18 protein-coding genes are annotated in these 24,878 nt (G+C 37.7%); 11 read left to right on the top strand and 7 right to left on the bottom strand.

The annotated features are described in order from the left end of the window. Window positions 1-2: 2 nt before the first annotated feature. Entirely contained in the window at window positions 3-3,077 is a 3,075-nt protein-coding gene (gene lacZ / locus ACXACQ_RS19480) for a beta-galactosidase, LacZ type (RefSeq protein ID WP_474977661.1), read from the bottom strand. A 283-nt stretch (window positions 3,078-3,360) separates the two neighbouring features. On the opposite strand from lacZ, the gene ACXACQ_RS19485 reads away from it, so the two are divergent. Together ACXACQ_RS19485 and ACXACQ_RS19490 are read left to right on the top strand one after the other, a co-directional pair. Next, on the top strand, window positions 3,361-4,164 hold the full coding sequence (locus ACXACQ_RS19485) for an SDR family oxidoreductase (RefSeq protein ID WP_474977662.1): 804 nt from the start codon (window positions 3,361-3,363) through the stop codon (window positions 4,162-4,164). A 54-nt stretch (window positions 4,165-4,218) separates the two neighbouring features. Then, entirely contained in the window at window positions 4,219-5,127 is a 909-nt protein-coding gene (locus tag ACXACQ_RS19490) for a helix-turn-helix domain-containing protein (protein WP_474977663.1), read from the top strand. Window positions 5,128-5,135: 8 nt separating this feature from the next. Here the strand turns inward: ACXACQ_RS19490 and ACXACQ_RS19495 are convergent, their stop codons facing one another. After that, a complete protein-coding gene (locus tag ACXACQ_RS19495) occupies window positions 5,136-6,044 on the bottom strand; it encodes an AraC family transcriptional regulator (RefSeq protein WP_474977664.1) in 909 nt (302 codons plus the stop codon). 90 nt (window positions 6,045-6,134) lie between these two features. On the opposite strand from ACXACQ_RS19495, the gene ACXACQ_RS19500 reads away from it, so the two are divergent. Together ACXACQ_RS19500 and ACXACQ_RS19505 are read left to right on the top strand one after the other, a co-directional pair. Further along, entirely contained in the window at window positions 6,135-6,509 is a 375-nt protein-coding gene (locus tag ACXACQ_RS19500; RefSeq protein ID WP_474977665.1) for a SnoaL-like domain-containing protein, read from the top strand. 436 nt (window positions 6,510-6,945) lie between these two features. Continuing rightward, window positions 6,946-7,971, top strand: a complete 1,026-nt coding sequence (locus ACXACQ_RS19505; RefSeq protein ID WP_474977666.1) for an alcohol dehydrogenase catalytic domain-containing protein — start codon at window positions 6,946-6,948, stop codon at window positions 7,969-7,971. Between the two features lie 35 nt (window positions 7,972-8,006). On the opposite strand, the gene ACXACQ_RS19510 is transcribed toward ACXACQ_RS19505, so the two are convergent. Beyond that, the gene (locus ACXACQ_RS19510) at window positions 8,007-8,921 is read right to left on the bottom strand and encodes an NAD(P)/FAD-dependent oxidoreductase (RefSeq protein ID WP_474977667.1); all 915 of its coding nucleotides are present in this window, start codon (window positions 8,919-8,921) and stop codon (window positions 8,007-8,009) included. A 695-nt stretch (window positions 8,922-9,616) separates the two neighbouring features. Here ACXACQ_RS19510 and ACXACQ_RS19515 point away from each other — a divergent pair. The 5 genes from ACXACQ_RS19515 to ACXACQ_RS19535 all read left to right on the top strand — a co-directional run bounded on the left by ACXACQ_RS19515 (window position 9,617) and on the right by ACXACQ_RS19535 (window position 15,989). Beyond that, entirely contained in the window at window positions 9,617-13,117 is a 3,501-nt protein-coding gene (locus ACXACQ_RS19515) for a PAS domain-containing protein (protein ID WP_474977668.1), read from the top strand. Between the two features lie 106 nt (window positions 13,118-13,223). Further along, a complete protein-coding gene (locus ACXACQ_RS19520) occupies window positions 13,224-14,186 on the top strand; it encodes a bestrophin family protein (RefSeq protein ID WP_474977669.1) in 963 nt (320 codons plus the stop codon). Window positions 14,187-14,551: 365 nt separating this feature from the next. Further along, entirely contained in the window at window positions 14,552-15,136 is a 585-nt protein-coding gene (locus ACXACQ_RS19525) for a TetR/AcrR family transcriptional regulator (protein ID WP_474977670.1), read from the top strand. 69 nt (window positions 15,137-15,205) lie between these two features. Continuing rightward, window positions 15,206-15,664: a hypothetical protein gene (locus tag ACXACQ_RS19530; protein ID WP_474977671.1), complete on the top strand. Its 459-nt coding sequence runs from the start codon at window positions 15,206-15,208 to the stop codon at window positions 15,662-15,664. A gap of 4 nt (window positions 15,665-15,668) precedes the next feature. Beyond that, the gene (locus ACXACQ_RS19535) at window positions 15,669-15,989 is read left to right on the top strand and encodes a DUF3817 domain-containing protein (RefSeq protein WP_474977672.1); all 321 of its coding nucleotides are present in this window, start codon (window positions 15,669-15,671) and stop codon (window positions 15,987-15,989) included. Between the two features lie 49 nt (window positions 15,990-16,038). On the opposite strand, the gene ACXACQ_RS19540 is transcribed toward ACXACQ_RS19535, so the two are convergent. The 4 genes from ACXACQ_RS19540 to tssD all read right to left on the bottom strand — a co-directional run bounded on the left by ACXACQ_RS19540 (window position 16,039) and on the right by tssD (window position 22,698). Continuing rightward, window positions 16,039-19,803: a glycosyl hydrolase gene (locus ACXACQ_RS19540; protein ID WP_474977673.1), complete on the bottom strand. Its 3,765-nt coding sequence runs from the start codon at window positions 19,801-19,803 to the stop codon at window positions 16,039-16,041. 249 nt (window positions 19,804-20,052) lie between these two features. Then, window positions 20,053-20,472: a globin gene (locus ACXACQ_RS19545; RefSeq protein ID WP_474977674.1), complete on the bottom strand. Its 420-nt coding sequence runs from the start codon at window positions 20,470-20,472 to the stop codon at window positions 20,053-20,055. Between the two features lie 282 nt (window positions 20,473-20,754). Further along, complete coding sequence (locus ACXACQ_RS19550; protein WP_474977675.1) at window positions 20,755-21,762, bottom strand: hypothetical protein; 1,008 nt, start codon at window positions 21,760-21,762, stop codon at window positions 20,755-20,757. Between the two features lie 471 nt (window positions 21,763-22,233). Next, a complete protein-coding gene (tssD, locus tag ACXACQ_RS19555) occupies window positions 22,234-22,698 on the bottom strand; it encodes a type VI secretion system tube protein TssD (RefSeq protein WP_474977676.1) in 465 nt (154 codons plus the stop codon). A gap of 409 nt (window positions 22,699-23,107) precedes the next feature. Here tssD and ACXACQ_RS19560 point away from each other — a divergent pair, with 409 nt between their 5' ends. Both ACXACQ_RS19560 and ACXACQ_RS19565 read left to right on the top strand, forming a co-directional pair. Then, entirely contained in the window at window positions 23,108-23,713 is a 606-nt protein-coding gene (locus ACXACQ_RS19560) for a hypothetical protein (RefSeq protein WP_474977677.1), read from the top strand. Window positions 23,714-23,765: 52 nt separating this feature from the next. Next, window positions 23,766-24,620 carry a pirin family protein gene (locus tag ACXACQ_RS19565; protein WP_474977678.1) on the top strand — a complete coding sequence of 285 codons (855 nt, stop codon included), beginning with the start codon at window positions 23,766-23,768 and terminating at the stop codon, window positions 24,618-24,620. Window positions 24,621-24,878: the final 258 nt, after the last annotated feature.

Raw genomic sequence — 24,878 nt, forward strand, 5'->3', positions numbered from 1 at the left:
CATTACTCAAACCTAAGATCAAAACTAAAAGAATAGTATTGAGCAGGTAAAGTATATTTATCCCAAGGACGAGCCCCCCAACTATCATCCCCTCCTACTCCTGACATTTTATAATCAAGGTTCAGTTCTAATAAATCCCTTTTCTTAATATCATAATAATGCCTTTGAGCCTTTTTCACCCCAGGATCAAAATCCTCTATCAAATTATACTGAGCATTAAATCCAAATGAAGCATTTCCTAATATATGGATAGCATCCCCATCTTCATCTCTTAATTTAAGCCACCTCACATCACTTCTATGGCCATTTTCTTGCGGTCTGATATAAGAGAATGACAAACCATCAACACTACTACTGTAGCGGCCTACAAATGCTGAAGAATTTCTATCCCAATAGTTTTCATGAGGCCCTCTACCGTACCAGTTGGCATTCACATATGAGTCTGGCAATAACATTGATACTCCGAAACGTGGCAATTCTGGCAAGCTTTCATCCTTATAATTAAATAGCGCCTCAATATGTAAATCTCCATTCACCCCTATAGTGTAAACTATTTGCCCCGTAGATTTCAGCCCTTCAAATTCAATTTTCTGATTTACTGTTATTGACTGCTTCGTTTTATTGGTCATTTCAACACCAGTAACCTGCTGATGATAAGTCGCTGATTTCCAAACGGCACATCTTTCTGGCATACCATTCCCAAAATCATTATCAGTAGGTGCTCTCCAAAAATTAAAGCGCGGCTCTCTTTTCCATAAGATTTTACCACCATCACTAGCTACCGCTACCTGTCCCGTAACTTTATCAAACGTAAAATTAGCACTACCAGCAATCACGTTTATACTCTTACTATCTTCTTTAACCTTAATCTTCCCCTTTACTTCCCCTTGTTCTTCTTCTCTGTCAGCAGCCTTTCGCCACAAAATCTGCTCACTGGCAATTACATAGTTATCAGATAGAAAAGGCTTATCTTCATTATAGCTTACATATAAATTCAAATAATATTCTTTGTTTAACTGAAAGCCATAATTATCAATATCCAACTCGAGAATAGTTTTCTGCTGAGGCTGAAGGTTGAAATTAGCTACCTTACCTTCTTTAACAGCAACTCCATCCTCCAATAGCTCCCACTGGATACTATACTCATTTAAATCGGTGAAGAAATTTTCATTAAAAACTTCCACTACGCCCTTTTCAGTTTTCTTAAAATGTACATCTTGATATACATGCTTTACCTCTAATAAAGCAGGGTGCGGACTTCTATCGGGGTTAACCAAGCCATTAAGACAAAAGTTATTGTCATCATGTACACTATCAGGCTCAAAGTCGCCTCCATAAGCCCAGAACTCCTCACCCTTATCAGTTTTCTTGATCAATCCTTGATCCACCCAATCCCAGATGAACCCTCCCTGCACCTGCTTGTGCTCGCGTACATAATCCCACAGATCTACCAAATCTCCATTACTATTACCCATAGCATGAGAGTACTCACACCAGATAAAAGGACGATCGGGATAATGCCCCTCGTAATATTTTTCTATACCCCAAGTACGAGCGTACATCCATGGGATAATATCAGTATGCCTTTCTTTGAAATTTTGACCTCGCTCAGCCCTTTCGTAATGCACCACTCGTGATGAATCTCTATGCTTTATCCATTTGTACCCCTCTACAAAAGCAGGACCATCTCCAGCTTCATTTCCCATAGACCAAATAATAATAGATGGATGATTTTTATCTCTTTCTACCATTCTTTTCATCCTATCTAAGTGCATAGCCAAAAACTCAGGCTTATTAGCTGGCGTTTTGTCTTCATCGTACCCAAAACCATGAGATTCAATATTGGCTTCGTCTATCACGTAAATACCATATTCATCACATAGCGCATACCATTCAGGGTCATTAGGGTAATGTGAAGTTCTTACCGCATTTATATTATTTTGCTTAAATAGCTCAATATCCTTCATCATGGACGCTCTCGAGATAACATGTCCCGTACGCGGATCGTGCTCATGTCTATTAACACCTTTGAGCAACACAGTTTGACCATTTACTAAAAGCTGCCCATCAACAATTGCCACAGACCTGAATCCAATTTTAGCTGTAACCGATTCTACCACTTCTCCTTCACCATTTTTCAGGTTAATAGCTAGCCTATAAAGATTAGGGTGCTCTGCTGACCAAGCTTGTACCCTTGGTATTTCTCCGCCTAATTTTAAATGTCCATTCTTATGATCCGACAAATTAATTTGGTTCTTTATCAGTTCATTATATTGTTGGTCAAATAGGACAATCTCCACCTGCTGATTTCCCTTTACGCGTTTAGGCAACCCTGATAATTCTAACTCCACATCTAACTCACCATCTTTAAAATCATTAGCCAAAGTGGCATGCACAAAGTAGTCTCTAATATGCACTTGAGGCCTTGCCACCAAATAAACATCTCTTTCTATACCGCTTAAGCGCCAAAAGTCTTGGTCTTCCAGATAACTGGCATCGCTCCATCGGTACACTTCCACAGCTATATCATTAGCTCCCTTTTGAAGATATTTGGTGATGTTAAATTCAGCTGGAGTCTTGCTGCCCTCATTATAACCAACCAGTTGGCCATTTACCCAGCAATAAAAAGCTGAATTAACGCCTGCAAAATGAAGAAAAACCTCCTGCTCACCCCACCCATCGGGTACCGTAAAAGTAGTTTTATATGAGCCTACTGGGTTAAAATCTGTATTAATAAAAGGAGGGTTTACAGGAAAAGGGTAGTCCATATTAGTATATATGGGATAGCCATAACCATGCATTTGCCAATCAGCCGGCACCGGTATATCAGCCCAATCAGAGGTATTAAAATCTGTAGTATAAAATTTTTCTGGTCTGTTTTTATAGTTCTGAGACCACTTAAATTTCCATATACCATTCAGCGACTTTACTCTGTCAGATTCACCTTTTGCCATAGCAGCCTGCTGCGATGGATAAGGTATAATGGTAGCATGAGGCTGCTCCGTATGTTGATGCAAAACAGCAAGATCTTGCCATTCAGGCATCTTCTGAGCCTTCATATGCATACTACTAACCATAATTATGATAATGATTAGCCAATGCCTTTTATGAAAAAACCTATATAAACGGGGGGTAAAATATTGTAATGTCATAAATCAAATTTGCTCTAATTAAATTAGTTAAGCAATATTAATAGCAGGTTTAAAAAATTATTAACGTAAATAATACATTTATCCTAGCTGAGGCCTTTTAATTGGTTTACTACAGCCATAAACCACGAAATGAACAACCATAAACACGCTTTGGAAACATTTATGCAGTACAGCAGATTTTACTTTGCCATACATTAACTAAGAGAAAATGCAAAACACGATATTTATAACCGGAGCCTCATCAGGATTAGGAAAAGCAACTGCACTTTTATTTCATCAGAAGGGCTGGAACGTAATAGCTACCATGCGTGCTCCTGAAAAGGAAACAGAACTCACCCAATTAAAGGGTATAACTATACTACCTCTGGATGTTACCAAGCCTAGTCAAATTGAAGCCACCGTAGCCAAAGCCCTAGACATAAGCGAGGTAGATGTGGTATTCAACAATGCAGGATACGGCCTTATGGGCACTTTAGAAGCGTTAAGCGATGAGCAAATAGTAACACAGCTCAACACCAACTTGATAGGCGTTATCAGGGTAACAAAAGCTTTTATACCGCATTTTAGACAGCGGAAGCAGGGTCTATTTTTATCTACCACTTCTATAGGAGGCACCATCACCTTTCCTTTGCACTCTATCTATCATGCCTCTAAATTTGCACTGGAAGGATGGTCTTCTTCTATGAGTTATGAACTAAGCCTGCATAATATTAAAATCAAAACGATAGCGCCAGGTGCCATAGCTACTGACTTCATTGGAAGATCGCTAGACAAAGCCACCATGCCAGCATACAAGACATTGGAAGATCAGCTTTTCAACACTACCGCTGAGATGATGAACTATGCCTCTTCTCCTGAGCAAATAGCTAGTATTGTGTACCAAGCCGTCAATGATGAAAAAGACCTAATCAAATATGCAGCTGGAGAAGATGCGAAGACCATACTTGCCAGACATGCCGAAATAGGAAGCGAAAAGCATAGGCAAGAAATTAAAACTAATTTTAATCTGTAAAATCGTTTAAAGTCAATTGAATGGATCAATTGACTTTAATACTTTTACCATGCCATGCAAAACATCAACTCCATATCTGAATTTCATGCTAAGTTACACTTGCCCGCACCACAGCACCCGCTGATCAGCGTAATAGCTATTGAAGATATAGACCTTAAGAGCATATACCTTAGAGAGCGTTTTTCTACCAACATATTTAACATTTCACTAAAAAGAAATATACCAGGAAAGGTTAAGTATGGCCAACAATACTATGATTTTGATAAAGGCACAATGATTTTCATAGGGCCAGGACAAGTACACAATATTGAAATAGCAGAGACCGAAAGATCAGAATCAGCGGGAGAAGGCTATGCGCTCATGTTTCATCCAGACTTCATTCTAAACCATCCGCTAGCGACTAACATTAAGAAATATGGTTTTTTCTCCTATGCTTTAAATGAAGCTTTGCACCTATCAGAAAAAGAAGAGACTTACATTATTGAAATATTTCAAAAAATCAATCAGGAATATCAACACATAGATCAACACACGCAGAATATTATCCTCTCGCAAATTGATCTTCTTTTAAATTATTGCAACAGATTTTATCAACGACAATTTATAACCAGAAAGGCTGTTAATAGCGATCTGCTCATAAAAATAGAAACCATACTAGACAATTATTTCAATTCTAATACTGGCTTAAATCATGGCACTCCAACGGTAGAATACCTTGCAGACAAGGTAAACCTTAGCCCACACTACCTTACCGACATGCTGCGGTCGCTAACAGGCAAAGGCACCAAATCACATATACAAGACCACCTTATAGCAGCAGCAAAAGCCAAACTTCTGTCCACTGACCTTTCCATAGCAGAAATAGCCTTTGAACTCGGCTTTGAATATCCTCAATCTTTCAATAAGCTTTTCAAAAAAAAGATGAATATGTCTCCTAATGCCTTTAGACAAAAAATGAACTAAACAGAAGCTTATGCAGATTTCACCATCCTGAATTTGGCAGGCGTAAGCCCAACTTTAGATTTAAAAACCCTTGTAAAAGCCGCTACTGAGCTATAACCTACCATAGCAGAAACATCTTCTACATTTTCCTTGCCTTTTAACAACAGGCCTTGCGCCTTACGTATCCTCCATGAGGTAAGATAGTTCATGGGAGTTTCTCCAAGAAGTAGTTTAAATTTATTAAAATAAACTGACCGAGACATGCCCACACTTTTTGCTAGCCCCTCTAAATTCCAACCTCTCTCAGGGTATTGATGCATACACTGTATTGACTCACTTATTTGAGGGTCACAAAGAGCTGCCAAAAAGCCCGTCTGCTGCTCCTGATCCAAGTAAGCACGAATGATATTAATAAAAACCATTTTAGCCAAACCTGCCAATATATAATGACTTCCTGGCTTCTGATGCGACAGCTCTGCAGCTATAATACCTCCAATTTGCTTTAGTAATAATTGATTTTCAGTTTCAAACCTATTAACATGAACCAACTTAGGCAAAGCTTTGATAAACGGGTGTTGAAAATCGGGATCAAAATTAAAATGCCCACCTATGAGAACTACCTCATCATTTCCAGACTGAAACATAGGCGCTGCCTTTAAATTGGCTGCAACGAAAGCCTGAGCCGGAACCCGCTCACTTTTAACATCATTGGCGATCCAATGGGCTTTACCGTTCGCGATATAAACTAAATCACCTTCATTGAGCTGATAAACTTCATTATCATCAAACCCTAAGACACAACTGCCCTTTACTAACCTCCAAAACTGTGAATTACTATCTTCCTGCATACTTATGCCCCACGCTCCAGCAACTCTCACCTTATCATATATCAACCCTTGCAAACCGCAAGCCTCAATAACACTACTTAATACATCCATACGAATTAACACTATTGAGCAAAAATACAACACTTTTAAGCATCGATCATACAGTATGGTGCTATTAGTTTTGTAAAAAACAAATGATAGATGATGCAAAAAACAACAGAAGAAATCGCGAAAATGTATTACAATTGGATACAAGAAGGAAATGTAACTTCCATTTATGAAACATTATACAGTAAAGATATAGTGTGTACTGAACCGGAGCACGCCAAAGCTAACGGAGTGCCCACCGTAACCAAGGGCCTTGAAAATGTGCTGGCTAAATCTAAAGCACGAATGGCTACTATAGAAACTTTTCACGGAAGTTATTGTAGCGAACCCGTAATTGCTGATAGCTACTTTAGCGTAGCTATGGGCAGAGATATAACCTTCAAAAGCGGACTAAGGCAAAACCTCATTGAAATTGCAGTATTTGAGGTTTCTCAAGGAAAGATTATTACAGAAACATTTTTCTATTAATAATAAAATGGCAGTAGCCATACCACGCTACTGCCATAATTAACACATAACTTATCTAATTTATTCAGCCTTACTTCATTACTACATTAAGGTTAATACTAGCTAAAAACTATTCTTACCCCTCCCCTTACTAAAATGTAGCACCAAAAAGTACTCAAATCCAACCACTTAGCTTATTTATTAAAACAACTGCTACTCCTTTCTCTTCTCATTGAATTAAATATCATAGTACATATTAACTCTATTCCTAAAGTTAATTTTGTTAATTACACTTGAAAAAGTATGTGAGCACTATCTGCCACACTAAAACCATTATATTCAAATTAGCAGATTAATAATATTGATATACAATATTTGACCTCACACCACTTCAGCACATTGCGTATGAAGTGAGAAAATAATTAATGACTACTAACCTAAATTCTAAAGTACAAAAATGATAGATCGCCAAGTTTATAAGATGCATAAAGCCGGCAATATAAAAAACCTTACATTACATGAAGAAAAACTAACGGCACCAGAAGCTGGAGAAGTAAGCGTGGCTGTAAAAGCTATAGGTTTAAATTTCGCAGATATCTTTGCTATGCAGGGCTTATACAGTGCTACACCCGAAGGTGAATTTATTCCAGGTTTAGAGTTTAGTGGCATCATCAGTGCTATTGGAGAAGGTGTAACACAGTGGCATGTGGGCGATCGTGTAATGGGAGCTACAAAATTTGGTGGTTATGTAACCCACCTCAACATTAATGAAAATTATGTGGTAGCGTTACCCGAAAGTTGGGATTACAACCAAGGAGCGGGCTTTATAGTACAAGGGCTTACTGCTTATTATGGACTAGTGGTGCTTGGTGGCTTGCAAAAAGATATGACCGTGCTTATACACAGTGCTGCCGGTGGAGTAGGCATTTTAGCCAATAGAATTTGTAAAAAACTAGGCGCAAAAACAATAGGCACAGTGGGCAATGCCAGTAAAGTTGACCTTTTAAAACACCAAGAAGGTTATGATAAGGTTATTGTAAGGGACAACATGTTTGATAAAAAACTCCAACAAGCATTGAACAATGAAGATTTGATGCTGGTCATGGAGTGTATAGGAGGGCGTATTTTACATCAAAGCTGGGAAGCTATGTCTCCTATGGCCCGAATGGTAACTTACGGCTCAGCCAGCTTTAGTAGCCATAGTTACACCCCTAACTACCCAAGGCTATTATGGCAATACTTAACCAGACCTAAAATTGACCCCATGAAACTTCCTACAGACAATAAATCCATAATGGGCTTTAACCTCATTCACTTATACGACAGAAATGAATTGCTACACAGCATCCTAGATAAGTTATTAGCCTTAAAAATAGCGCCACAGCATATTGGACATGTATTTGATTTCGAGGATATGCATCATGCCATTCACGATTTTCAAAGAGGGAAAACCGTAGGTAAAGTAGTATTAAAAACCCCTTAATTAAAAGGGGTTTTTTCAATCATTAACCTTTAGCATTAACCAAAAATTAATTCCCTAACTATTGAAACTCCGGCCATCTGACCTGATTCAACTGCTTTTGCCACACTGCGCATGCGTGTGATTGTATCTCCAGAAGCATACACCCTCTCTACTGAGGTACGCCTCATTTCATCTGTTTTTATTAAACCATCGTCATTAAGCTCGCAGCCAAGTTGCTCATGAATACTCCCATGTAGTGTAAAAGGAACATGTGCATACATAGCTTTAAAACTCTCTGCTTTATCATTACTGAACAGCACCTTTTTCATATATCCATCAGTATGCTGAATCTCCGCTAAAGGCTCTTCAAAAATCCTCACTCTGCTTTTAGAAAAATAAGCTAAATCTTCTTCACTAAAATCAGCCTTGCCATTAGTAAGTATAGTTAAGTCACTAGTCCAGTTGAGTAGCATTTGAGCCATATGCCTAGCTACTTCTCCATTACCAAAAAAAGCAGTCTTAGTATCTTTCACTTCATATCCATGACAAAACGGACAATGTATTACCGAAATTCCCCAACACTTAGCAAACCCAGCAATAGCAGGCATCAGGTCCTTTATACCCATAGCCAAGTGCAAATACTTGGCTTCGTACGATTCACCAGTAGACAACTCCACTTTAAAAAGCTCTCCTTGTTTAGTAACAACTACCGCTTCACCATCTACCCATTTAACCGTAGGATAAGCCAAAACCTGTGCCTTAGCTAAAGTATTTATAGCCGAGGGCTTACTTCCATCATGAGTAATAAAATTATGAGAATAGGGGGTTTGCCGATTACACGGCTCCCCCTTGTCAATGATTATAACTTCCCTTTTTGATCTGGCTAAAGCCATGGCAGATGAAAGTCCTGAATAACTGCCTCCTATTATCATTGCATCGTAAATCATCTTTGTATTTATATGATCAAACATAATTACTTAATTTCATAAATGCAACATTGTTGCAAAATAAATACAACATTATTGCATCTAAGTCAGTAACGTCTCCTAACGCCACTAACTTTCGATTTTGAACGAAATTTTAACTAAAGAAATATAATAGCCAGAAAATTTATTGGCAGAATGATAGCAATGAAATAAGCATAAACACTAGTAAGAAAAGATCAGAATGTTTAAAGGTGAAATATGCTTCCCCCTCCCCTGTCACAGTTCAATAAAACTCATAAATACAAACTATCTAATAGAATAGCGATTACCTAAAGTTAAAGCGCTGCGGCAATTCTACTTATGCAGAAATCATTTGGCCACTGCATTGAGCAGGAATCCATTTATTTTTTTTAATGCCAGTAAATTATGATGAGTATAAGAAGAATGCTCCTCAAACTCTCTGGAAATATGAAAGGTCTTTATCAATGAAAACGGCTACAAGAAGCTTTAATTTATGCATACCCAAGCACTGCTGTAGCAATAATAAAGCTGAACATGCTACATTAAAACACACAATGAATTAACAATCAAATACTTACAACCAAAAGCCTAACAACACCTAACCTATAACGAGGTATAAAACATTCTTCACAGGATTCTACCTTTCCTACAAATTGATTTAAATTTTTAACTTTTTTTTTATAATTTAATAACACCTCATGGTAAGCCTGTTATTGCTAATGAAGAAAAAATTAAGTCAAGAAAAAGAGGTACATAAAAAAGATGGATACAGTGAAATTTTTGATTTCACCCCACTTCCTATGTGGGTATACAGTGTGCAGAGTGGCGCCATTTTAAAAGTTAATTTGGCAGCACAAGAGCAGTATGGGTATTCTGAGGAAGAATTTCTTCAAATGACAGTGCATGAGTTAAAGCCTTACTCTACCAAAAAAACTAAAAACAATGATAAAGACCGGTGCAAACCGGGCATTTGCAGGCACAGAGATAAGCAAGGCAATATTCTGTATGTACGGGTTTCGTGCAACCCCATTGACTGGACCGGAGATAAGGCTGAAATTGTAATAGCAGCTAACATCACCGAAGTGGTAGAAAAAAGCAGTCGCTTAGTAACACACAAGAACTTTCTCGCTGCATTGTCAACCATCAATAGTTTATTTCTTGAGCAAAAAGATTGGGGAAAAGCCATTCAAGAATCATTTGCTATAATTGGAGAGACCTTAACAGTAGATCGAATATTTTATTATAAGAATGAATACCAAATAGAAGCACAACATTGGTGCTCTAAATTGAACTACAATTGGACTAACATTGACCAACCTCTACTTCATATTGAGCAAGAGCTGCGACTCAATGAAATTCCAAACCTCAAGCATGAGCTATCTATAAACAAATCAGTGGTGGTCAAAGACCTGATTAAACACCCAGAACAAGAACTAGAGGTTGTAGTCACTAAAAATTGTGCCTCAGTAGCCATTTTTCCTCTTTTTAACCAAGCTATTTTCCAGGGCTTTATTGGAATAGAGGTATACAATAAAAAATACCATTGGGGCAAAGACGAAATTCAATTTTTAGAAACTTTCACCTCTAACATTAGCCGTGTAATAGAGAAAAAAAGTATTCTAGAAAAGCTTCAAAGGCGTGAGAATAAATTTAAGACACTCTTACAAGAGGGCCTCGAGCTTATTGCTGTAATTAATGAAGATGGAGACTACCTTTACGTAAGCCCTTCATCTATGAGCATGCTAGGCTACTCCCCTGAGGAATTCATTAGCCTCAATGCATTTGATTATATACACGAGGAGGATTTACCTCGAGTATTAAAAACCATATCGCAAATTCAGGGCAACAAAAACACCACCATAGCTCCTTATCGGTTTAAGCATGCCAATGGAGAATGGCGATGGCTAGAAACGAAGCTCAATAACCTACTGCATGACCCCACTGTGCATGGCATAATAACTACTTCGCATGATGTAACTAAAGATATTTTGCATGCAGAAGAGCTGAAGCTGGCTAACCAACGGTACCAACTGGCCGCAAAAGCCTCTCAAGACCATATTTATGATTGGGATCTGCTTGATAATACTGTTATAAGAACGGGTGAATCATTAGAGAAAATTTTCGGCTACAGCAGTGACCAAGCGGAGATCAATACCAGCACTTTTTGGAAAAACAACATCCATCCTGATGACTTAGAAAGGGTACTCTCTTCTTTAGAGGAAAAGTTCAATCTGCAAGATGGTACCCATTGTTTTCAGCGCTATAAATTCAGAAAAGCTAACGGACAATATGCCACGGTTATAGACTCTGGCTACATAGTAAGAGATGCCACAGGGAAACCTGTGAGGCTCATTGGTGCAGTAAGAGATATTACTAGCATTATTACACAACAACTAGAAGAAAAGCTTTTACTTACACTTTCTAATGCCATAAGCAAACCAGGAAACCTAGAAGATGGACTCAGAGATGCCTGCCAACTAATAGTAGAAGCTACACAAGCGCAAACCTGCGAAATATGGATCTCATCTATTGATAAAACCATGCTTAACCTTATGGGCACGGCAGTAGCCGAACCTGCTTTAAATGACTTTTACGACAACCTCCCAAAGATGAACACCATGACTGCGGGAAAGCCCATAACCGCTGACCACTGGACAGACATCAAAGCCTTAGACGCCCTTAACCACACACAGCAGCTGCAAGATTGGAAATTAACAGAGAAAATAACCATACCTCTTTCACACAACAGTGAGTTATTAGGCCTATTCATTCTAAGAGCAAGAAAAACCTCTGATGAATTTTACAACTGGGAAGATATATTAAAAAGTACCGGACAGCAGATATCCTCATTGCTGAAACATAAAATTGCGGAAGATATATTTAACAACTTTTTTAATATCTCTACTGACCTGATGTGCATCATTGGGTTTGATGGGAACTTTAAAAAAGTCAATAAGGCATTTCATGAGGTGCTGGGTTATGATGAAAGCGAAGTACTTAACACATCGGCCATCTTATATGTACACCCCGAAGACAAAGAAAAGTTAACCCAGCGGTTTAATGCCGTTAAAAAAGAAACATTCAGTGAACATAGCGAATTTAGATTCATAAGCAAGGCTGGCAAAACCATCTGGTTACTCTGGCAATCGCAACTAAAAAAAGAAGAAAAACTAATATTTTCAGTAGGAAAAGACATTACAGAACAAAAAGAAGTAGAGTTAGATTTAAGACAGGCATACCATAGGCTTCATAAAGCCCAAGAAATAGCTCATCTGGGATATTGGTCTAAAAGACTAGACGAAGAATATGCGGAATGGACTACAGAGGTTTATAAAATTTATGAATTAGACCCTGACGTAAAACCCAATATGGATTCCATTAAAAATGCGTTTCACCCTGAAGACCGCCATTTTTTGGATATTCACAATCACATGCCTAAAGATAATGTGGATATACAATTTCAAAATAGAATCATTACCCCCCAAAACAAGATCAAGTGGGTATATCATCATATGAATTTCAAACATGATGACAATGGCAAACCCTACCTTATAGAAGGAACCATACAAGACATTACAGAGCTTAAGGAATATGAAAACCAGCTTAGAGTAAGTAAAGAACGATTTGAATTGGCCATGAAGGCTACCAATGAAATGATATGGGATTGGGACCATGTTACTGATGAAATTGTACGAGGAGATGGCTATGAAGCAGCCTTTGGATATAAGCTAAAAGAAAATGTGGCACAAATCAACTCATGGTTTTCACTTATTCTTCCTGAAGATATGGAGGAAGTATGGACCCACATCCATGAAACATTATCGGACCCAGCCAGCAATCATTGGCAAAAAGAATATAGAGTAAAGAAAATCAATGGTGATACCGCTTATGTAATTGACCGCTGCTACATCATACGCGACAAAAATGGCAAACCTATTAGGTCTGTTGGCGCCATCATTGATGTTACCTCATCTCGCAACCAATTGAGAGAAATAAAGAAGCAAAACTCCGCCCTAAAGGATATAGCATGGCTACAATCGCATAGAACAAGAGCTCCGCTAGCACGCTTAATGGGCTTAATTCAAATATTGGAGAATGAAGGAGAAATGCCTTCTCATATAGAACAGATTATTCAGCATATCAAAGGAGAAGCTTATGATCTGGACTTAATTATAAAGAAGATTTCAGAAAAAACAGATTTGATGGGAGGCTACAGCTAAGCAAACTACACTCAAAATATAATAGCTCCTCTTCATATTTCATCAAAACAAAACATAACTATACTATCACTTTGGCGTTATTCAAAGTATCACCAAATCTTAATTTATGATAGTATCGAGAAATTTAAAATGGAAGTATGTACTCCATTACACCTGGAAAAGCATGCTCTATTTTCTGATTTTATCCCTACTAGTATATGTACTTCATGTAGAGTTTGATTTAGAGCGGATAAGCATTCCTTTTAACGCTGTGGCCACTTTAAGTACAGCACTGGCTATATATCTTGGTTTTAAAAATAACAACGCATATGATAGATGGTGGGAAGCACGCAAAATATGGGGTAAATTAGTTAACTACAGTAGAGCATGGGCACGAGAAGTGATTTCACTAGCTTTTACTACTTCAGAAAATAATCATTCTACAGAATTAGAAGAATGGAAAAAGACAGTTATATACAGGCACATAGCCTTTGTACACGCCCTTCGTGTCTTTCTAAGGATAAAACACGACTATAACGACAATGGTGTTCAAGAACTTATAGAACACAGCAATAGATACTCCGACATAAAATCTTTTCTTTCAAACGAAGAGTATAACTCGGTAATGAATACTAAAAATCCTCCTAACTATTTGCTAAAAATGCAAGGTGATGACCTGCAAAAAGCTTACAAAAAAGGATGGATATCTGATTATAGATTTGTGAGGTTAGACGAAACCTTAATTGAATTTAACAACCACCAAGGGATGAGCGAAAGAATAAAAAACACTCCGCTACCACGCCCTTATAGTTTTTATTCAAGAGTATTTGTCTACTTACACGGCACATTAGTTCCATTTGCTTTTATTGAAGACTTGGGCTGGATGAATATTCCATTATCGCTAGTGATTAATTTTGTATTTCTTGCATTAGACCAAGTTGGAGAACGCACAGAAGACCCGTTTGAAAACCGAATGGATGACACTCCTCTAACGGCCATAAGCCTCACCATAGAAGAGAACCTAAAAGAGATGTACGACAACCAAAATTTACCTATTAAACCTGCCCCAATAGAAGGTGTAGTATTTTAAGAAATAAAAAAAGCCGATTGAAATTAATCAATCGGCTTTTGAGGTAAAAGGTCTTTTAAAAAATCAAATACACATATTACAACAGCCGTTAAAAAATTTTGTCTGTATGGCCAATAAATGACCAACGGCCATGTTCCGAATCTTAATATACCTCTTTGTTCGCACTGCGAAGTAGGGCAAAACTCAGCTATTACACTATACTTATATCGATGAAATGCAAAATCTTCCGATAACTGGGTAATTAGCCATTTTACTGTATTTAGGATGTTTTTTCAATGTACAAACATCAAATAAGCCTTACTAATAACCAAAATTTTATATAAGTAAAATTAAATAAGTTATATTTATAGGATACCTTTGTACCAATGTCTAAGGCATCTAAAACCCGTCTATCCATACTCACTAAAGCCTTTGAATTAATCTATAAAAAAGGTTATCAGTCAACTAGCATTGACGAAATTATAGCATCTACAGAGGTCACCAAAGGCGCTTTTTATTATCATTTTAAAAACAAAGAAGAAATGGGCGTGGCTTTGATAAGAGAGATCATGGCACCGGGCATGAAAAAGCATATGACCACACCACTACTTGCGGCCAGCGATGCCAAAACAGAAATATACCAAATGATGAAAGGCTTGCTAATGGATACCGAAATGTTTGACGTAAGGTATGGATGCCCTGCCGTAAATCTTATTGAAGAAATGGCTCCGCTCAATGAGATGTTCAAAAACGAACTACACCAAATTATGAATAATTGGGCCGATGCCATTGCCGCTACACTTGAGCAAGGAAAAGCTTCAATGAATATTAAACAGGAAACAGACACCAATGGAGCAGCTTTATTTATTCTCTCAGGCTACAATGGCATCAGAAACATAGGTAAAATTAGTGGATTTAGCGCTTATCAAAGCTACCTTACCTCCTTCAAGAGCTATTTGGAAACTTTATAATATTTTTTTAATCAAAAACATACTACTTAGTATGTTTTTGGTAGATTTGTTCAAAACAATTCAATAGACATGTATTCAACATTATTACCAATACATTCAATAGTGCGCTGGCTGGTATTAATTATGCTTGTATGGAGCATTATCAACAGCTTAGTAGCACTTAAAAAGCAATCTGCATTCACCAAAAGAGACAATGCATTAAGGCACTGGACAGCTACTGTAGCACACATACAGCTTATGATTGGTATATTACTTTACACCAAAAGTCCTCTCGTTAAGCTTTTTTGGCATACTACTAATCAAGCCGTTCACGATCCTTTTTTCTTTAGTATTGATCATTTAGTGATGATGATAGGCGCCATTGTATTACTCACTGTAGGTAGCGCAAAAGCAAAAAGAGAATCAACAGACCAGGCCAAATTCAAAACCATATCGATATATTATGCTATTGCCTTATTCATTATTCTATTAGCTATTCCATGGCCATTTTCTCCATTAGCATCACGCCCTTACTTCAGACTATTCTAATACTATGCACACATTATTATCTAACAAAATAGGTAGGTTACGCCTTATAGGAATGCTAGAAGGCACTTCTTTATTAATATTAACACTAGTAGCCGTACCACTTAAACACTTGGCCAGTTATGACGCTGTATCGGCTAACCTCGGCCCAATACATGGGGCACTCTTCCTCCTCTACATTATCAACACCATTAGTGTAGCGGTAGAATACAACTGGAAGTTTACAGAAACCACATGGAAAGTTTTAATCGCTTGTATTGTGCCATTTGGCACTTTTTACATTGATAGAAAAATATTGAAGCCTCTCTATAACCACAATATATCATAAAAAAAGGGCGCCTTTACAGACGCCCCTCACACTACATGCTTTGTATTTATTATTTTATGATTACCTTCTGTGCAGTACTTCCTGATTTTACCAAGTAAATGCCAGGAACTAAGCCAGAAACATCAATATTATTAACACCTTTCGTTCCTTGCTGCTTAATCAGCACCTCTCCTCTCGAGTTAATAATTGTAATTTCATCATTAGTAACAGATAACACTTTCAATACATCATCTGCAGGGTTAGGGAATACACTCATAGATGCATTAACGCTTTGCTCTGCAGATAACCTTGCTGCTGAAGTAACGTCAGCAAATGCTATCCAGTTAAGGTTAAATGGAGCGCTTGCTGCCTTTACCCTTACTATATGAAGCCCTTTTGACACTTTTAACTGAGCCGAAACCGTTTCCCAAGCTTGGTACCCTCCAGTGAACGGCACATCTATTACAGCAGCTAATTCATCATCAATTAGCACCTCAACAACTCCTGTTTCATCTGGACTAGCCACCCTCAAATCTAACTGGTAGTCTTGATCTTCAGCGCTATTCACCTGATATTCCATCCAGTCTCCAGCTTCAATCCATCCCAAATTTTCACCTCCACCGGCATCAGCAGTAAGCTCTGCTTGCACACCTTGCATGCTTATATAATCTTCAGCTTCAATTTTTGCAGGCAACTTCACCCCTGCTACTATTGGCGCAGCCGCCACTTCTCCACATATCTCAATTTCATATATAGAATAACCATAAGGTGTATTTCTTTCCGTTCCATACATTTGAATATACTGATAATCAGCACTTATGCCATCTACAACATCAGTCCTCTCTTCTTCGGCCATATTTTCCATTTCGGCAATTGTTTCCCAATTTTCGCCATCCACAGAACCTAGCAAAGTATAATTTTTGGCATTGGCAGCCTCCCATATCAATGTAATTTTATCTACATGAGATACCACACCTAAATCTACCGTAATAGACTGAGGGTCTTCAAAAGCGCTTTCCCATCGTGATCCTCTGTTGCCATCTATAGCAGCAGAAGCGTCTCCAGAAGAAGCTGTAGCAGTGGCTGGCAATAAGTTGTAACATCCGTCTGGCTGCTGACCGTTATCTGATAATTCAGGGAAAGTGGTCAATGTATGTGCAGGCACATTGAAAGCTGCTACCACATTGCCACTGGCATCATATACTTCACATTGTTTAGCTGCTGACGTGGCGTTATAGGCCACTGCATGGCTAAACTCACCATCCTTTTCAAATACACTACTTGAAGGAAAGTTAGTGCGATATACAAATGAAAAATCACCTAAATTCTGATTAGCATGAGTATAGAAATAGGTCATCCCTGATACTTCGTAATCCATGATGTAATGCTCATCATTAGCCTCTAACTTCAGGTTATCATCTATAAATGCAGCCACATACTGCGGATCAAACAACAACCTAAAACCTAATGCCACTTGCGCCCAATCATCACCGAAATCAGTTTCGTTTTCATGACCATCGATAGCTGCGGACTCAACCATCATGTCATTATATTCACGTGCAGCCCAAGTTTTGTCTTTAGCCAAATATTTGAACCCAGGGTTAACAGGTAAATATTGAATACCGTGAATATGAACAGGGCTTGCGCTAAAAAATGTACCATAAGCAAAACCCTGATTAGCAAGAATACCTACCATGTTGTGCGGATAAGCGGCAGGTAAATTACGCTCTTTCCAGTCAAACCAGTATTCAAGTATAGCTGTTGACTCACTGATATAACCAAAGGCGCCTGCATCTCTGATAGACTCGTCATCTAACATATCTCCCAATAAGAATAAACCTATCCATGACTGCATAGACTCAGAAGTAGACTCTTGGTTATTACCAGTAGATGAACTAGTTCCTCCGGCATAGCTGTGCCCTATCCAAGGGTCAAATGTTCTAAAATAAGGAGTAAAAGTGTCAGACTTATCCCAATTAGCATATTGCTTAGCTACAAGCTTCACTATATCTCCATACTCTGTTAAAAAGTCAGGATCAACCATACTATACAAAGCTGCAGCATAAACGATATAACCATAATGAAAATGGTTATCAGTAAACTCAGATGAGCCGTAAGACTCATTGAAACCTACCAAAGCGCCCCATCTATCATACCTTGCAAAGAATTTCTCCTCTTCCCCTGGCGTATAAGTTAACCAATTCACTAAAGCGTCTCTAGTTTTTGCTTTTAAAGCTTCATAAGCCTGGTGATCGAGCTCTTTTGCCATTAAAGTATACTTAGCAAAATTTACGAGATCTTTTCCTCCCCAGTAAGTATCCCCTCCATAGTTTTGCTTTTTAGAGAAGGTCGTCAACAAATCGAACATCACATCAGCACTATAAGGATTGGCATCTTGCTCATTTTTAAAAGGAGAGTTATAAGAAGGTAAAATACCTCCAAAATCATATACAAAAGAGAAATGGTTGCCAATGGCAGTTTTCATAGTTCCTCTTGGTGTAACATAATCATGATCCGTAAATGCAATATTGTTATCTGCATTAGCATAGAGGTGAGGGATAAAACCTTGCATCACTTCACCTTCAGCACCAGTTTTTAAGTTTTCTGCTTCAATATTCCAATCAACGAATACTTTACCCAAAGCCACATCGTAATCATACGCTACCTCTGTGTTTACAGGCTTATTAAATGCAAAACCTTCAAACTCTGTAAGATCTTGTGGATTCGACAAAGCAGAAACTACAAAATAAGCATCATTACTATTGTTGGTGTTTAATACCAATCTTTCTTTTACCTCTGGATCAGCCGCCCATCGTGTACCCGAGTTACCATCGTTTAAAGCTTCTCCTTGATAGTTGCCTTGTACTGATGTCACCTCTACTGGCTGGCCTGTAGAGATAACTTCATCACCACTATAAATCTCCATTTCCCAAATGGAATAAGCGTAAGAAGTGCCCTTTTCTGACAAGGCTACCTTTACATAGCGGCCAGACGCATCTACATTTAAGACATCTTCTCCCCCATCACCATTAATTTCAGCAGCAACAGTAGTGTAATTTACGTCATCATCAGACACCTGTATGGCATAACCAGAGGCATATGCAGCTTCCCAAAGTATATGAACTTGATTGATGGGCTGCACACTCCCTAGGTCTATTTTAACATATTGCTGACCTTCGATAACCGCCTCTGTGCTTCCATCAAGGTGAACACCTAAATAACGACCGTCAGTTTGTATCACAAATGACTCATTGATAGGAAATTCAGCTGGCTCCCCAGCTTCGGTGAGGTAAGTAGCTCCTCTGTCAAAAGAAAACTCAGGGTTCAATTGCTTAGTCTCTATCCATATAAATGGCATACCGTGAGCAAAAGTTACCTCCATGTCTTTGCCAGAAGTTTCATCAGGCATTTCCATTACCACGCCCCAGTCGTTCCAGTCTTTAGCTATGGCCTTATCAGGATTATAGCCTTCGGCACTAATTTCAAGGCTACCACCGTACTGTAGGTTATTGCCCTCAGGAATAAACTCTATTGGGTAATAGATCCGAGGACCATAGCTCTCGGGATCTACAGCCATAGGATAAGCCCAAAGCATACCACCATACTGCTCTATTATAAGGTCTGTCCACCAATCATTGGTAGGGATAGGACGGATTTCATTATCAGAAACATAGATAGTTTTGTCGTACACAAAATTGTACAATTTACCATCAGTATTTTCTGACTCTGGAGGAAACGATGCATAGCTGCCAGCTCCCACCTTTACGGGTGTTTGACTTTTACCCGATAAAAAACAAAAAGACAGCAATATAGCTGTCACATAACGTTTTTTCATTTACTTATTATTTGGGTTAGGTTGAATTATTTCGCCCAAAGTTAAGTAAATGCCCCTCCAAAAATGCAAATCACACAAAGTGACAAGGAGTCATAAAATCACACAAAATAGCCCCGAAACACAAATTCCGAGGCTACATTTTCAGTTAAAATACTATTTTGAATCATTAACGACTTTAATCGTCATTTAAAGAATAATTAATGCAGTTTATCAAGGTTCTGTACGCTAGATGTTTGAAAAACGACTTTTTTAATAGCCTTCTACTATAAAACTTATTCCTTTCTGCAAAACATCTTCCCAAGCTTTCTCTACAGTCCTATCAAACTTCTTATCATGCACTTTTACGGCCTCTATTAATGATTTTTTCCATAAGGGGTAAAACCGTGGGTCAATATTCATGTTTTGCCTATTATGAGTATGCTGAATACGCTTAAGCCCTGTTTCTCCTACAAAATTAGCCGAAGCAAACATGATCATTAAATTAATGCCATGCTTTAATAAATTATACTGTTTTTGAAAATCGGTATTTACGAATTGTTTTTTAACATCTGGATCTGCAGCCAGAAACTTATCATAAAATGTCTGTATTACATTTCCGTCACTTAAACAGCGACCATAGCTCAACTGCACCACTTTTACAGTGGCCGTGTCTATAGATTTAGTAGTCATAGGTTATTCCGTTTTGTTAATACAAGTGTTCTGCAAATTTAGAGACCTCACCAGCCCTGTTTGCCTATGCTCATCAGTTAAATAAATGACATTAATCAGCTCAAAAACTGCATTTTAAGGGGCGTTTATACACTTATAAAACAATTGCATTTAACAACTAGATTTGAGTAATCTAATCTTGAAATATTAGCTAATTAATACTAGAAACTATGCTATTAAGATAAAATGAAATTACAGTCAATAATAGAAGCATAAACTACTCTGCTACGCTTAAAAAATTAGCTATTTAGCCTTTACCGGATAGTGGTAAACCTGAGGTATTTGGGCTTCAATGAGTTTTACCACTTGGTGCGATTCCTTCTCTTCACCGGCTATAAATTCATAATGAAGCACTTCACCTGTCTCCATATCATATTTAAACAGCATCCAACCTTTTAGCTCCTGAGTGGCCGGCCGCACATCCCCCTCCACAGTAGGCATAGTTACTTGGTAGGTTCCATAAAACTCATTTATATTGCCTTGATTAAGCCATACATCATACAGATAATCATCCAAATTATATGTTTTATGCTCTGCCGCTAAATGTTCCTTCAATATAGCTCTGCTCTTTGTCACCACCTCCTCAAGTTTGGCATCTTTACTTAACCTATTCATAAATATGTAAGGCTCATCCATGGGTTGCTTGTATAACTGGGTGTAGTACAAGTTATCGGGTGTTTGATTAGAAGTAAAAAACAGATTCATATAATCGCTTTTTTCCTGCATTTCATCTAGGTAAAGTTGATTTAACACCTTGGTGGTTTCACGCATTTCCGCTACCGTTGGATCTATATCTAACTTCAATTCTATACTCCAGTAACTCAGAAGCGCTACCTCTGCCTCAACGCATATAGCTTGTTTGATACTTTCTTTTTTCAAGTATTCCTCATATGCCCTATTATATTCACCTTGCAAGGTATACTCTTCACCGTCCCAAGCTTTCCTTTCTTCCTTCAGCTTGGCGTCCCAAAACACCACAAACTCAATATGCGGGCTGTCAACAGTTTCTAGTTCCACATAAAACATATTAGGGTTCATATTCCCTTCATTAAAAAAACGCTCTATGTTTGTTATTCTCCATGCAGCCTGATGCTTTTCCTCTATTATTTCCGTCAACTCTTTCTTTGCCTGCTTTGCGGAAACCGTAAATATGTGCAACACCCCCATGCCTGCTTTAAATAAAAGAACAAACACCAATGGCAAGCTGATAATTATGACAAAAACGATAATTGAGATTTTCCAGAAGTTCATATAATCTTATTTTAAGTAAAGTTACATCGCTTTTACGGAGTTTATCATCACTGAATACAGGTATTCTTAAATATTGATCTTAAAACCAAATGAAAATATTGCTTGTCTGCGACATATCCCCCACATGTTAGTCATTAAGAAAAGCATAAAGAAAATATTGAAAATGGTGAAAAAATAGGCACTAAAACGAATCTGCAACATTAAAGGAAATTACCGATGAAGCTGAGGCATATCCAAGAATAATACACAACCATTTAAAAGATAGAGCGGAGCGTTTAGAAATCTAAATTACTCTCATTCACGAAAGTGATATTACACAGCTATTTGAGGGCTTCTCGCGTGAGCATAACACTACTCATTTTTTCGAACAGAATATGATCCACCAAAAATAAAAAAACCTCCGAAGTGACTACTATCCTTATGCCACTTGGAGGTTTTTATTCAACCTACCCAAAAAATGTATTAAAATACTTAAAGCATCTTAACACGGTTGACAAAAATTGATTTTACACTCACACTCATTTGTGTTCCGTAGCTATAAGAAGAACCAGTATTGAATGATTCGCTGTAAGCCGTAACTTTGGCCCCTTCAAACTCTATTTCCTTTATAATTTTACCGTCTTCTGCAGTTTGTATTACAATAGACCCTACTGCATTTGCATTTTTATCCGCCACCCATTCTAATAAATATTTATCAGCGGTATTCGTTACTATAAAATCTAAACCTACCATGGGTGTTACAGATTTCTCTTCTGTAGTGTTGTAAGACTCAGCATAATAATAGTAATTGATATTATTCACCTCATACTCTCGGAAATCCTCATCATCATTCAACTTCACTTTCAAAGTTACTTTAGTATTAATATCATCGTTTTGTGCAAAAGTTGTGCTCACCAAAGCCAATAGCATTAGCACCAATAAACTGATCTGTCTCATTTTCATAATATAGTTGTTCTTCTATTTTCAGTTAAGCAGCTCGTAACATCCCATTAAAGCCACTGTACATTATGAATAATTAGCAGCCCCTTAACCTTTAAAAAATTATTTCTTTAATGATAATGCAAAACTGTAGATAAGCATACTTCTAAACATCACTGAAAACCGTGATATTATCTTGAAAGAGAAAGACAAATACCATAAACACCTATTTTAAAAGATGAGTTAGACATTTTAGTGGAGCATAACTTAGATTACCCCAAGGTAAACTCAATAATTATCATAAGTTAAAAGTTAACTGAAGTATTAAATCACGCAACCTGACTCCTAAAATTTATAGGTTTATTGCAAATCTATTTCTATCTTTCTGGAAGAAATCATTTTCACTATTTTTTGAGATTCATTTTATATGGTCAGTCATATTTTTAAACTACAACTTGTCTTAGTCGGTATCTTCATTTTTAGCACAGGTATCACAACCGCGCAAAGCATAAAATGCGACAGCCTTTACGGAGACCTTTACTTTACCAAAAACAATGTAAGGCTTATCTTCAGCAAAGAAGATGATAGTGAGGCTTATCAATGGCTTAAAATCCATATAGATAAAAAGGAGAATTTTAATGAATACATGCCCACCATAGACTCAATATATAGTTTTGCATCTGATCTAATAAGCATCAACCTTGAAGGTATTACACCTGGCTACCCCACAGAGTATAGGGATGTAACCAATCGGCTAGCACAAGCTGAAATGGAAGACCCCGCATGGACTTCTACTCAAACAAAAAAGATTCAGCCAAATGCACACACCCTTCTAAACAAACTGATGGTTAAGCATGATATATACCTATTAGATGAATGGCTGAAAAAAATAGGCTATAAAATAGATGAGATTAACACCGAAAAGCACGGCTATCTAGATAAGGAGTGGCTCAAGGCTCACAATTTGCCTACTGATGCAATTATAATGGTACCATTTATGGTTTGGATCAGTTTGAAGCCCGACAATTCGTAAGCCCCTATTGATGTTTAAACTTAGATTATTTAGCTTTGAATAAAAATGAGATATGAGGACTATCAAAAAAATACACCGTGCTGAAAACTCTCCCATTGGAGACTTAGTAACCTACCGCGCACTTCCAACACATTCGATAGACTACATAGACCCTTTTTTATTTCTCAACCACCATGGACCTCAGGTCTACCCTCCGCACAACAATGGATTGCCATTTGGCCCACACCCGCACCGTGGCATAGAAACAGTAACCTTTATCATTGATGGAGATATTGCTCACCTTGATAGCAGTGGAGAAAACTCCGTTATAAAAGCTGGCGGGGTGCAGTGGATGACCGCAGGCAGTGGCTTAATTCATGCTGAAATTTCTTCTGATGAGTTTAAAAAGAATGGAGGTCCTTTAGAAATTTTACAACTGTGGCTTAACCTACCAGCACAACACAAAATGACCAAGCCATTTTATAAAGGGCTACAAAATGATGCAATAAGTACCATTTCACTTGACAATAATAACATAGAAATAAAACCTGTTTCTGGTTTATGGGAAGGTCAGACGGCTCCATTCCAAAACGAAATAGGAGTACACTTAGCCACTATAAAGCTTAAATTGGGCGCTCAGTATTCCATTACTATCCCTAGTGATAACAACATATTTTTTTATGTTATCAATGGTACTCTAAAAGTTAATGACACCGAAGTGGGGGCATTAAAACTGGCCGAATTTAATAATGATGGTGATACCCTTAACATAATAGCTGACGAAGATAGTTTATTATTATTAGGTTTTGGAAAACCTCTAAATGAACCTGTAGTAGCGCATGGCCCATTTGTGATGAACACCCAAGAAGAAATAGCTCAGGCATATCAAGATTACCAAAGAGGCTTATTTGGGCCATCACCTATGTAAATTCGCTATTTGAGAAATAAAAAAATAATTTGGCTGTACAATAGCATAACCTAAATTGTACTCATATCCTTCCGTATTCATTAATCAGGATTTACTTTTCCGCTGTTAATTTTAAAAATGATGATCTCATTTTTAAAAATTTAAATGATAAGGTTTACACAGATTAAGGCTCTGTGATTATACAAAGCGAAGATTGTGTTTACTCTTTAACTGAGATTATTCACATCTCCTCGTTACTCAAGATGCTAAAAACCAACA

This window comes from Fulvivirga sp. AWR4_260, assembly GCF_056158185.1.